A 10195-nucleotide genomic window follows, 5' to 3' on the forward strand; every position below is an offset into this window, starting at 1 on the left:
GAGGACGAGGACTGCTACGCCACCACCTGCCCCACCTGCGAGGAGACCATCTATTTTGATGAGTCCGTGCTGGATGACGGCGAGGTCATCTGCCCCAACTGCGGCGAGAAGCTGGAGTTCGATCTCACCGGCCTGGAAGAGGATGAGGCGGAGGACAAGGACGAGGAGTAATCCCGGTTCCTTAAATCCCATTGGCAAAGAACAAATCCCCGGCGGGAATTCCCGCCGGGGATTTTGTCATAGGTCGAGATTATTTAACGGCTTTTTCCTGGAGACTGCAAAGACCTGCGCCGATGGCAGTGGCGAAGGTGGCGTTTTCCGGAATGATATAATGGATGCCGTAGAGCTCCTCGAAAAAGCGGAAGTTGGGGCCCACCTGATCCAGGGTGGTCATGGAGCCGGTGAGGACTACCGTGGAGGCACCGCAGCCCTGGCAGGCCAGCACCGTCATGGTGCCGATGGCCTGGAGCACCAGATTCACCGCTCCGGCGGCCAGATCAGCGGGAGAGGCATCCTCCGCCAGGTTGCCGAAGTTTGCGGCAGTCATGTTGGGATCCAGGGTGGGAGCCACGGTTTTGGAGATGTCCCGGATGGTGAGATCCACCTGGTTGAGGTCTCCGCAGGAGGCCAGTTTCTTGATCTGGCCGAAGCGCTCCATCCCTACCAGCTTGTGGCACAGTCCGCCCAGGGTGCCGCCGCCGATGCCGCTGCCGCACAGGTGGCGGACAGCACCGGAGCGCTCCGCCCACAAAAAGGCTGTGCCGGTGCCCATGGTCACCACCACAGCGGATTCCTGCCCGGAAAGAGCCAGAGCCCCGGTACCGCTGGCCCGGAACTCATCCACCTTACAGGTGGGCAGCCCATAGATATTCCCATCCACAAAGGAGGCACCCACACCGGTGAGTACCACCCGGCGGATATTTTCCAAAGAGAGGCCGTTGCTGGTCAGATAATTGCCCAGGGCCCCATACAGGCTGGTCACCTGATCCTCCGCCCGGACCCGCAGCATGGAAATGACGCTGCCGTCCGTCCGGAGCCCCACGATCTTGGTGGTGGATCCGCCGATATCAATACCTAAGATTACGTCCATAAGAACCTCCGTCCGCTCTGTGCGGATATTAGGGTTTGCAGGCCGTTCAGGGGCCTGCCGGCACCCTTTACTATAGGGGGATGGAGGCAGGAAGTCAATGAAATTTGATAATTCTTTCACGAATATTTTAGAAAACGATTGCTTTTCCCGGCGGCGGCGCTTATAATCGAGGAAGTAACACCCGACTTTACTTTTATTTTGAGGTGTGAGATGAAAACAGAAGAGAAACTGAACATGACCATGCTCTGCGATTTTTATGAGCTGACCATGGGAAATGGTTATTTTCAGGCGGGATATCAGGATCGTATTACCTATTTTGATGTGTTTTTCCGGGATGTGCCCGACAAGGGCGGCTTCGCCGTCTGCGCGGGATTGTCCCAGTTGATCGACTATATCCAGAACCTGCACTTCAGCGCTGAGGATATCGAATTCCTTCGGGGCAAGCAGCTTTTTTCTGAGGAGTTCCTCCAGTTCCTGGCGGACTTCCGCTTTACCGGAGATCTCTATGCCATTCCGGAGGGTACTCCCATTTTTCCCCGGGAGCCGGTGGTGACGGTGCGGGCTCCGGCCATCCAGGCCCAGCTGATTGAGACCTTTACGCTGCTGGCGGTAAACCATCAGAGCCTCATTGCCACCAAGGCCAACCGGATCGTCCGGGCGGCCCAGGGACGGACGGTACTGGAGTTCGGCTCCCGCCGGGCCCAAGGCGCTGACGGTGCCATCTCCGGCGCCCGGGCGGCCTACATCGGCGGCTGCAAGGGCACAGCCTGCACCATTTCCGATCAGCTCTACGGCGTGCCTGCCGGCGGCACCATGGCCCACTCCTGGGTGCAGATGTTTGATTCGGAGTACGAGGCATTCAAGAAATACTGCGAGATCTATCCCACCAATGCAACGCTGCTGGTGGATACCTACAATGTGCTCAAGTCCGGTGTACCCAACGCCATTCGGGCTTTCAACGAAGTCCTGCGGCCCAAGGGGATTACCAAGTGCGGTATCCGGCTGGACTCCGGCGACATGGCGTACCTGACCCGGGAGGCCCGGAAAATGCTGGACGCTGCGGGCTGGACGGAGTGCCAGATCTCCGCGTCCAACTCCCTGGACGAGTACATCATTCAGGATCTGCTGCGTCAGGGTGCCCAGATCGACATGTTCGGCGTGGGTGAGCGGATGATCACCGCCCGCAGTGAGCCGGTGTTCGGCGGCGTTTACAAGCTGGTTGCCATTGAAGACGATCAGGGCAATATCATTCCCAAGATCAAGGTCAGCGAGAATGTCAACAAGATCACCACGCCCCACTTCAAAAAGGTGTATCGTTTGTATGACCGCGCCACCGGCAAGGCGGAGGCGGACTATCTGACGGTGTGGGACGAGCAGGTGGATGACAAGCAGCCTCTGGAGCTGTTTGATCCCCGCTCCACCTGGAAGCGCAAGACCCTGACGGATTTTGAAGCCCGCCCGTTGCAGGTGCCGGTGTTCCTGGGGGGCAAGCTGGTGTATCAGGAGCCCACGCTCCAGCAGATCCAGGCTTACTGCAAGGAACAGGTGGACACCCTCTGGGACGAGGTCAAGCGCTTTGAAAATCCCCATAATTACTATGTGGATCTCTCTCAGAAACTCTGGGATATCAAGCAGGAGCTGCTGCGGCAAAGCCGCTGAGCAGGCAGTCCCGCCTTCCGGGCGGGACTGCTTTTGTTTACACAAATATGGTTGCGGAGGAGCGCTCTTTTGGGTATAATAACACGATAAACAGTTGTTCAGAGGAAAGGAGATATCCCCCAATGAGCCGGATCTTACAGACGGAGGAACGGACAGAGCGGCGGATTTCCGCAGTGACCAGCTTGTCCATGTGCGCGCTGACGGTCATTGCCCAGATCGCCATTACGCTGCTGCTGACCCGCTTTTTGCGGGAGAAAACCTATGTGGTATATGCGGCGCTGGAGATCATGGGCGCCATATTCGCCATCCGTGTTTACCAGCGTCCGGGGAGTCCCTCCTACAAGCTGGCGTGGATGTGCCTGCTGCTGGCACTGCCGGTATCGGGCATGATCCTCTTTTGCCTTTGGGGCGGGACGCATCAGGCCAAAAGCCTGAGTATGCGGAAAGTCCCGCCCATCCGGGAGCGGGAGAGTACCCGTATGGAGAGCGAGGCCAATCTGGCCCGCCTGCGGCGTCAGTCTCCGGAATGGGGGCGGTTGGCTGCCTATCTGCAAAAGCGGGGCTTTTTGCTTTACCGCAATACGGATGCCAAGTATTTCCCCGACGGCACCGCTTTTTTTGACGACCTCATCGAACGGATGCGGGAGGCGGAGGTCTATATCTTCTTAGAATACTATATCCTGGCAGAGGGGCAGATCTGGAACCGGATCTTCTCCGTTTTGAAGGAGCGGGCAGCCCACGGCGTGGAGGTACGCATCATCTTCGATGACTTCGGAAACATCACCCGGCTGTCCGACGAGATGCTCCAGGCCATGCAGGATGCCGGCATCGAGGTGGCGGTGTTCAACCCCGTCCACCGCTATGTCAACCGCATCTATTTCAACTACCGGGATCACCGGAAGATCGCCGTCATCGACGGATACTATGCCTATACCGGCGGCATCAACATCGCCGACGAATATGCCAACCTCATCGTGCGCTTTGGGCACTGGAAGGACAGCGCCGTGCGCATCGAGGGGGAGGGGGCCTGGGGCTTTGCCACCCAGTTTATGCAGATGTGGAAGATGATGGGACGTACCATGCCCAATGAGGACGACTACTACCGTCCCCGCCATCAGGCCCAGGGGGCCGGGTGGTGCCAGCCCTTTACGGATGGGCCCCTGAACAACCCGGACAACCCCATCGAGGAGACGTATCTGCAGCTCATCGCATCCGCCAAGCGGATGCTGACGCTGACCACCCCCTATTACGCGGTGGAGGAGTCCATGCAGAAGTCCCTGTGCATCGCCGCTGACGCCGGCGTGGATGTGCGGCTGATGATCCCGGCCATCCCGGATCACAAGTTCACTTATATGGTGGCGGAGACCTACTGGGGCGAGCTGCTGCGCCACGGTGTGAAAATCTACAAGTATACCCCGGGCTTCCTCCACGCCAAGAGCGTTATGGTGGACCGGGAGGTGGCCCTGGTGGGCAGCACCAACATGGACTACCGCACCTTCCAGCTCCATTATGAGTGCGGCGTGCTGCTCTATCACTCGCCTGTGGTGGAGGAGCTGCTGGAGGATCTGGATCAGACGGCGGCGGTCAGCACGCTATATACGCTGGAGGAGTGGGAGAAACGGTCGTGGCCCCGCCGGATGTTCGCCTCCATTTTGAAACTGGGTGCCATCTGGCTGTAAGAGAGCGCCGAAAACCTTACCACGGAGGATCTATGTCAAGAGAACTTACCCCCCAGGAGATCGCAGAGCGAAGCCTCATCAAGACGTATCGCAAGAGCTTGTGGAACCCCTTTATCGCCGCTGTGAAGCGGTACGAGCTGGTCTCCCCGGGAGACCGCATTGCCGTGTGTATCTCCGGCGGAAAGGATTCCATGGTGCTGGCAAAGCTGATGCAGGAACTCCAAAAGCACACGGACCGGCCCTTTCACCTGGAGTTTCTGGTGATGGATCCAGGTTATAACGCCGCCAACCGGGCTCTGATCGAAGAGAACGCTGCCCGGCTGGGAATCCCCATCACGGTGTTTGAAAGCGATATCTTTGACGTTACGGTCAAGGTGGAGAAGAATCCCTGTTATCTCTGCGCCCGGATGCGCCGGGGCTTTTTGTACAGCAAGGCCCGGGAGCTGGGATGCACCAAGATCGCCCTGGGCCACCACTTCTCCGATGTTATCGAGACCACACTGCTGGGGCTCTTCTACGGCGCACAGCTGCAGACCATGCCCCCCAAGCTCCACAGCAAAAATTTCCCGGGCATGGAGCTCATCCGCCCCCTCTACTGCGTCCATGAGGATGCCATCATCGCCTGGAAGAACTATAATGACCTGCGTTTCCTCCAGTGTGCCTGCCGCTTTACCGAGGCCCGGGATGCCTCCGGCGACGGAATCGGGGAGAGCAAGCGCCAGGAGATGAAGATGCTGCTGCGGGAGCTGCGCAAGACCAACCCCAACGTGGAAAAGAGCATGTTCCGGGCTATCCACGGCGTCCAGCTGGACACCTTCCCGGGATTCAAATACAGAGGACAGAGCCACTCCTTCCTGGAGTTTTACGACGGCACCGCCTGGTGTCCGGGCGGGGAGGAGCCCAATCCCTGAGAGAAAGGCAACTATGGACTATTATCGTTGTGAAAATCCTGAGTGCGGGTACATAGCGGAAGAGGAGCCGGATACCTGCCCCCGCTGCGGCGGTACCTTCTTTGTGCCGGTGGAGGAGGAGATGCTCTCCGGCGGCGACTGGGTGCAGCTGGGAAACCAGGCGGTGGACAGCGGCCGGGATCCGGACGCCCTGGCCTGCTACCAGCGGGCGGCAGCTATGGGCAGCTTGTCCGGCCTGACCAATCTGGGATGGTGCCTGGAGACCGGTGTGGGCGTGGCGGCAAATCCTACCCACGCAGTGGTGCTCTATGCCCAGGCGGCGGCCCGGGACTATCTCCCGGCCCTTACAAACCTGGGGTACTGCTATGCAAACGGCGTAGGCGTGCCGGTGGATCCCGCCAAGGCCCTGGAATGCTTCCTCAAGGGGGCGCGGCAGGGCTTTCCCCGGGCGCAGTTTTTGCTGGGGGACGCCTACCGACAGGGAAGCGGTACGGAGCAGAACCTCCAGGAGGCAGTGAAGTGGTATCGCTCTGCGGCGTGGCTGGGCTATCCTGCGGCGCAGACGGAGTTGGGGCGCTGCCTGGAATTTGGCACCGGCGTTGCCCAGAATGTGACCCGGGCGGTCTTTTGGTATCGCAGTGCCGCCCAGCTGGGCAGCCCCGCCGGCCAGTGCTGCCTGGGATATTGCTGTGAGACGGGTCAGGGTGTGGAACAGAACTGGCACGAAGCCGTCAAGTGGTACCGGGCTGCGGCGGAGCAGGATTATCCCCGGGCCCAGTGCAACCTGGCCTGGTGCTACGAGTATGGAAAAGGCGTGACGCAGGACTTTGCCCAGGCGGTGAAATGGTATCGCGCGGCGGCAGAGCAGGACTATCCCCGGGGGCAGCTTTGCCTGGGCCTCTGCTATCAGCGGGGCAAGGGCGTGCCTGTGGATCTCCGGCAGGCGGCTGCCTGGTATCGCGCGGCGGCGGAACAGGGAGACGAGGACGCCCAGTGCTGCCTGGGGTACTGCTATGAAAGCGGCGAGGGCGTGGAGCAGAACTGGGAGGAGGCGGTGAAGTGGTATCGTGCCGCCGCGGAACAGGGGTTGGCCAGCGCCCAGTGCAATCTGGCCTGGTGTTATGAGTACGGCAGGGGTGTTGAGCAGGACTCCACCGCCGCAGCAGCCTGGTACCGCCGGGCTGCGGAGCAGGGAGAGGCCCGGGGGATGTTTTGCCTGGGTGTCCTGTACCGGCAGGGAAGCGGTGTGGAAAAGGATCCGGCTGCTGCTGCCATGTGGTATCAAAAGGCCGTGGATGCCGGCTCCTTTCACGCCATGTGCAACCTGGGCGTGTGCTATGAATACGGCGAGGGCGTGGAGCGGGATCCCGTTCGGGCGGCGGAGCTGTACCGGGCGGCCGCGGAACGGGGGGATCGCATCGCCGCGTGTAACCTGGGCTGCCTCTATGAGGCCGGTCAAGGCGTAGAGCAGAGTTGGGAAGAGGCGGTGCGGTGGTATCGCCGGGCAGCGGAACAGGGCTATCCCCGGGCGCAGTTCAGTCTTGGCTGGTGTTTGGAGCACGGAAAGGGCGTGGCCCGGGATCGGGAGGAAGCGGCAAAGTGGTACCGGGCGGCTGCCAAGCAGGACTACCAGGAGGCTAGGGAGGCCCTGGCCGCCATGGAGCGCAGGCAGCATCACCCCGGCAGCCTGCTGTGGGATATCTGGAACGAGCTGCGCGGACATGGATGAGCAGCAGGGCCGGATGGTTCCAGCGCAGGTTGACCTTCCCGGTAAAGTGCGGTACAATACCTCTGTTACAGCCATAATAATATCAACCAGACCGGCAGGTGCGAAGGAGTGATCGTGTGCCTGAGATCTCTGTGATTGTTCCCGTCTATCAGGCGGAGAAATACCTCAAAGCATGCGTGGAGAGCGTGCTCCATCAGACGTTTTCCGATTGGGAGATGCTGCTCGTGGACGACGGCTGTACGGATGGCTCCCCGGCTATCTGCGATGCGTGCGCTGCCGGGGATGACCGGATCCGGGTCTTCCACAAAGAGAAAAACGAGGGCGTCAGCAAGGCGCGGAATCTGGGCCTTGCTGAGGCCCGGAGCCCGTATATCGCTTTTTTGGATGTGGATGACCGCTACGAGCCCCAGTGTCTGGAGACGCTGTGGAACCTGCGGGAGCGGGCAGGAGCGGATTCTGCCGGCTGTGCCCACTGGAATCTGTGGCCGGACGGCAGGGAGGAGGCGGAGCTGCTGCTTCCCCCGGCTGTTTATGATGAGCAGGGCATCCGCAAGGGGATCGTACTGCCGCTGCTTGGTGAGCGGCTCCGCCAGCCGGTGTTCAACGGATTCATCTGGCGCTTTTTGTATTCTACGGAGATCATCCGGAAAGTTGGTATCACCTTCGAGGGCGCCTATCTGGAGGACGAGCTGTTCTTGATGGAGTATTTCTGCAACGCCAGGCGACTGGCGGTAACGGATCAGCCGTTGTACCGCTATCTCTTCAATCCCGCCTCTGCCACCCACAAATATATGAAGGATTTCCGGAAGGTGTTTTGCCGTTATATGGAGCGCAAGGAGGAGTTGGCTGCACGGTATCAGTTGGAGTCGGAGTGTCCCCAGTGGCGGGAGAACACCAACTGGGCGGGGCTGCTGATTGCCGTTGGAAACGAATTTGCAAAGGGAAATCCCAAGACACTCCGGGAGCGGCAAAAGGCGGTGGAAGCGCTGTGCGCCGAGCCGGATATGGCCAGGGCCATTGCTACGCTGAAGCCCGAGGGTCTCAACTCCAACAAGCGGTTGGTGGCGGATCTGGTGAGAAAAAAGCATTTCTTTCTGCTGGCACAGATGTACCGCCTGAAGAACCGAATCTGAAAGAGGAGCTATTTGAGCATGTTACTGCGCGAGAGTTATATTTATCACCTGTGGGCGGTGCTCTGTGGAGTCTATTATGACAGTACGCTGCACCGCTGTCTGGCTGCTGTGGGGAGTTGGTGCAACCGCCAGATCGATACCAGCGCCCTGCTGCGGGTGCTGTGCCGGGAGGGCGTGGTGGCCCGGGCCTGGGAGGACAGTTTCCTGTGCCGGCTTTTGAGCGGCATCATCAATTTCCCTGCCTGGCTGCTGCACCGGCTGTATAGCGCACTGCAGCTGACTTTTGCGGACAGCTTCTTTTCCCGGCTGGCCTTTGCCATGGGGGATGAAACAGCCATCGCACAGTCGTGGCTCATCATGCTGCTCTGGGTGATCCCGTTTTCACGCTGGAATAACGCCTATACATTGATGGCGTTTGCGTTTTTACTGGTGCTCTTCCACGCCGGTGCTATGCACACCCGGTCATTCCGGCTGGATGTGCGGTCCATCGGTTTTTATCCCCTGGTGCTCTTTGGCTCCATGTTCCTGGCAGTGGCGTTTTCCTATGCACCGTCGCTGTCGCTGCGGTTTTTGGTGTATCACATCTCCGCTGCCTTGTGTGTGCTGGTGACGGTCAGTGCCGTGCGGTGCACGGAGGATCTCAAACGGCTGGTAGCCGGTGGAGGTTTCTGCGTACTGGTGTCCTCCTTGTACGGCGTCTATCAGCGGATCCAGGGTGTGGAGGTCAACGAGTCCTATGTGGATCTGACGGTTAATGAGGGAATGCCCGGCCGCGTGGAGTCCTTCTTTGATAATCCTAATACCTTTGCAGAAGTCCTGATCCTGCTGCTGCCGCTGGTGCTGGCACTGATTCTGTGCTCCCGGCGTCCGTTCTCTCGGCTGGTGGCCTGCGGTGTGTTTGCGGTGGGAATCGTAGCGCTGGGTATGACGTATTCCCGGGCCAGCTGGGTGGGCATGGCCTGCGCCATGGTGGTCATGGTGTTTTTGTGGAAACCCAAGCTGATTCCGGCTTTTGTGGTGCTGAGCATTCTCTGTGTCCCGTTCCTGCCGGATACGATCTGGCACCGGATCCTGACGATTACCAATACATCGGACAGCTCCACAGCCAGCCGGATCCCGCTGTATGAAGCGGCTATTGAAGTTATCCGGAAGTCTCCCATCTCCGGCGCGGGACTGGGAACAGCTGCTACGCAAGCGTATATTTCGGACTTCAATCTTTACCATGCCCAGGCGCCTTTTGTGCATGCGCATAACTTCTTCCTTGAGGTTTGGATCGAGGCCGGATTATTGGGGATTGTAGGCTTCGTGAGCGCCATGTTGTGGAATATTAAAAAGGCTGCCCATACTGTCCGTCACTGCAGGCCCTCCGCAGCCCGAACCATTACCTGTGGGGCCTGTGCCGCTATGTGCGGTGCGATGGTGTGCGGTCTTGCGGATTATCTTTGGAACTATCCCAGGGTTATGTGCATTTTCTGGTTTGTGTTTGCTGTTGGCATTGCCGGGATCAAGCTCTGCCGGCAGGAGATGAAAGAACAGACTTGACTTACGCGCAAAACCCGGTAAAATAAAAGGGACGCACGGAGGAATGCGGAACTTTCTCCGTGCGCCCTTCTACCACGTTTTTGGGGAGCATACTTTGCCCATCCATGAGGGAAAAAGCCCAACCCCACAACCCGCTGGGACACTACCAGAAGCGGGAAGGATTTTAGAAAAGCTGGTGGTCAAAAAATGGCCAAGACCACATGTAAGACCACAGATAAAACAATTCCATAACCGGGTGTAGCGCAGTTGGTAGCGCGCTTGCTTTGGGAGCGCGCGGGCCTCATCCATGAGGGAAAAAGCCTAGGCCCACAACGCGCTGAGACACTAGCAGAAGCGGAAAGGATTTTCGCAAAGCTGGTGGTCAAAAAACGGCCATGACCACATGTTTGACCACAATTGGAAAACTTCATAACCGGGTGTAGCGCAGTTGGTAGCGCGCTTGCTTTGGGAGC

Annotated in this window: 7 protein-coding genes; 6 read left to right on the top strand and 1 reads right to left on the bottom strand. The window is 59.1% G+C overall.

Annotated features, from left to right (window positions below; genetic code table 11):
• Nucleotides 1–250: 250 nt before the first annotated feature.
• On the bottom strand, nucleotides 251–1090 hold the full coding sequence (locus ACT67G_RS11065) for a BadF/BadG/BcrA/BcrD ATPase family protein (RefSeq protein ID WP_325245869.1): 840 nt from the start codon (nucleotides 1088–1090) through the stop codon (nucleotides 251–253).
• 210 nt (nucleotides 1091–1300) lie between these two features.
• Between ACT67G_RS11065 and ACT67G_RS11070 the strand changes: the two genes are divergently transcribed.
• The 6 genes from ACT67G_RS11070 to ACT67G_RS11095 all read left to right on the top strand — a co-directional run bounded on the left by ACT67G_RS11070 (nucleotide 1301) and on the right by ACT67G_RS11095 (nucleotide 9743).
• Complete coding sequence (locus tag ACT67G_RS11070; RefSeq protein ID WP_443664274.1) at nucleotides 1301–2749, top strand: nicotinate phosphoribosyltransferase; 1449 nt, start codon at nucleotides 1301–1303, stop codon at nucleotides 2747–2749.
• 122 nt (nucleotides 2750–2871) lie between these two features.
• Complete coding sequence (gene cls, locus ACT67G_RS11075) at nucleotides 2872–4428, top strand: cardiolipin synthase (RefSeq protein ID WP_325245872.1); 1557 nt, start codon at nucleotides 2872–2874, stop codon at nucleotides 4426–4428.
• A gap of 32 nt (nucleotides 4429–4460) precedes the next feature.
• The gene (locus tag ACT67G_RS11080; RefSeq protein WP_443664275.1) at nucleotides 4461–5339 is read left to right on the top strand and encodes a tRNA lysidine(34) synthetase; all 879 of its coding nucleotides are present in this window, start codon (nucleotides 4461–4463) and stop codon (nucleotides 5337–5339) included.
• 13 nt (nucleotides 5340–5352) lie between these two features.
• Nucleotides 5353–7068 carry a tetratricopeptide repeat protein gene (locus ACT67G_RS11085; RefSeq protein ID WP_443664276.1) on the top strand — a complete coding sequence of 572 codons (1716 nt, stop codon included), beginning with the start codon at nucleotides 5353–5355 and terminating at the stop codon, nucleotides 7066–7068.
• A gap of 116 nt (nucleotides 7069–7184) precedes the next feature.
• The gene (locus tag ACT67G_RS11090; protein WP_325245878.1) at nucleotides 7185–8201 is read left to right on the top strand and encodes a glycosyltransferase family 2 protein; all 1017 of its coding nucleotides are present in this window, start codon (nucleotides 7185–7187) and stop codon (nucleotides 8199–8201) included.
• Nucleotides 8202–8219: 18 nt separating this feature from the next.
• Nucleotides 8220–9743 carry an O-antigen ligase family protein gene (locus ACT67G_RS11095; protein WP_443664277.1) on the top strand — a complete coding sequence of 508 codons (1524 nt, stop codon included), beginning with the start codon at nucleotides 8220–8222 and terminating at the stop codon, nucleotides 9741–9743.
• Nucleotides 9744–10195: the final 452 nt, after the last annotated feature.

It is taken from the genome of Dysosmobacter sp. (assembly GCF_052306735.1).
Classification (GTDB): Bacteria; Bacillota; Clostridia; order Oscillospirales; family Oscillospiraceae; genus Oscillibacter.